The organism is Occallatibacter sp., assembly GCF_049582745.1.
GTDB lineage: Bacteria > Acidobacteriota > Terriglobia > Terriglobales > Acidobacteriaceae > Telmatobacter.
Map to the genome: position 1 here is coordinate 1 of NZ_JBAUUO010000084.1, position 2,087 is coordinate 2,087.

The 2,087-nt window shown below is 53.2% G+C and carries 2 protein-coding genes; both read right to left on the bottom strand.

All coding sequences use genetic code 11. The annotated features are described in order from the left end of the window. Positions 1–292: 292 nt before the first annotated feature. Positions 293–508 carry a hypothetical protein gene (locus WCA10_RS14000; RefSeq protein WP_472823149.1) on the bottom strand — a complete coding sequence of 72 codons (216 nt, stop codon included), beginning with the start codon at positions 506–508 and terminating at the stop codon, positions 293–295. A 545-nt stretch (positions 509–1,053) separates the two neighbouring features. Continuing rightward, positions 1,054–1,746, bottom strand: a complete 693-nt coding sequence (locus WCA10_RS14005; RefSeq protein WP_472823150.1) for a response regulator transcription factor — start codon at positions 1,744–1,746, stop codon at positions 1,054–1,056. Positions 1,747–2,087 lie beyond the last annotated feature (341 nt).

A 2,087-nucleotide genomic window follows, 5' to 3' on the forward strand; every position in this document is an offset into this window, starting at 1 on the left:
ACCTCATCGCGAATGGCTGCACTTGGCTCCCCCATAGTGAGTCGCCCGCTAAGGTCGATGATGATAATGTCTTTCACTTCTCGCGTGCCCATCTTTAGGCTCATAGTCATTCTCCTTGTGGGACCAGAGGTGCTACCGACTTCAGTCAACCTCATCGCGGTATGAACTATACCTCTAGTCAATGGTCCTGTCCCTCGTGCAACACAAAGCCAGCACGGGTTCTCGTCGCCTGAACGGTTCCGAACCCGGCTTCGCCGGGCCTGCTACTCCGCCCGCAGCGCATTTACCGGATTCACCACTGCGGCTTTACGGGAAGGCACGTAGCACGCCATCGAGGCGATCCCGACGACGCATAAAGTCGCAATCCCGTAGTCCACGGATCCAGTGGGCTCACATTGAACAGGAGAGAGGCCATGAGGCGCATGGAGACGAACGCGGTTGCAAGGCCGATGACGATGCCTATGGCCGTGAGCCACATACCCTGACGCAAAAACATCGAGATCAGCATCTTCCGCTCCGCGCCAAGCGCCATGCGTCCGATTGGCGCGTGCCGAAGGGCTTCACCGTGGTGAAGGCGAATCCCACATTTTTGTCGGCGGCTTTCCGTGCGCGTCTCCGAAGAAGAATGAATAGACTCTCATTTGCAGGAGCGAGACCGCGCGGCAAGAAACGGCGGAAATGAGAGCGAAGGAAGAGTTAGATGCTGCGAAGGCCAATCTAATGGCCGCCCGGAAAGAATTCGGGGCGAGTTCCGAAGAGTTGTTGCAGAGCGTCCTGGAGAGCGGCCTTTCGGGGAAGATCAGGCCGTCGGTTGCTAAGAAATTAATCGACTGGATCGGCAAAATGTATGGAATTGGCCGATGATCACTGTGCATGTCTGCATTATGGCTTATGGCCTCCGCAGACCGGAGTTTTCCGTGCGCGCCACACAAAAAGAAATAGGATTCTGCATCGGACGATTCTGTAAAAGTGCCTGTGCCTCTGCTTCGACTGGGGCGATGCTGATTTGAATCGGTGCCATCATCGTCCCTATTCGCCCCTTTGTGCGATGGTTCACTTAAAGTGGCGATTTTGCGTCGACAGCCCATGTTCGAGCAAACGACCCCTACGATTATGTCCGACTTTGGGCAGCTTCAGTGCGGTGCTGAGCGGAATATGCTTACGCTCCCGGCAAATGCGGCATCGCGAAGGATATCTCAACAAAAACAGGAACCAAATGTCCAATACTCGGAACCTTGATTTCCGAAGTTCTCCCGTCCGCCCACAATACGAGCACGCTGGTTGAATGGAGTATTTCACGGGTGCCCTCCAATCCTTTTCACAAGCGGACAAATCGTCACGAGTTTTTCCTGTTGATTGCAGTCCCGGAGCATATCCTCGAAGTCTCTCAACTAGAAGCCCCGGATGAACAGGTTTGGCGAAGGAGTCGAATCGACAGTCAAGCGCCCGAGCCTGTTCTAGAGACTGGACTACGTCGCTATTGCTAAACATAAGCAGCACTTTGCATTCAGGAAAGACCTCGTTGATTGCAAACGGAGCTTTGACACCGTTGATCTCTGCCATCGCATCGCTCACCACAAAATGGAATGACTGAGTTGCAGCGAGTTCCATTGCTTGTTGCCCTGTGTATGCTGTCGTCGCAGGGAAGCCAGAGACGTCAAGCGCAAACGCTAGACTATCCGCTGTTCTTTGATCTTCGTCGATCAAAAGAACTCTTGGTTTGGGTTCATTGTCAGACGGCTTCATATACCGCACTCTTTCAAGTGAAGTAGGGGTGGGGTTCCAGTTTTCAGAGATGGCTCGACAGATTCTCTTTGTCCAGAGGAGTGATCACTTTACCATGAAATCAAGGACAGGGCGCAGAGAATTTCCGCTCTTGGCAGCCACCTGTCGTCAGGACCGATTTCCGTGATGCATCCAGATCGTGCTTAGCAAGCGAAGAACGACTGCACACTCCGCACCATTGCTGTCCAAAATAGCGGATATCTGTTTGACCCGAGGAATGTTTGAGGAGGCTGATCCCCAGTTACTCTGAAGTGGGTTCCCAGTCAGGACCACCTTCAGAGAAGAAAGGATCAGCCATGCTT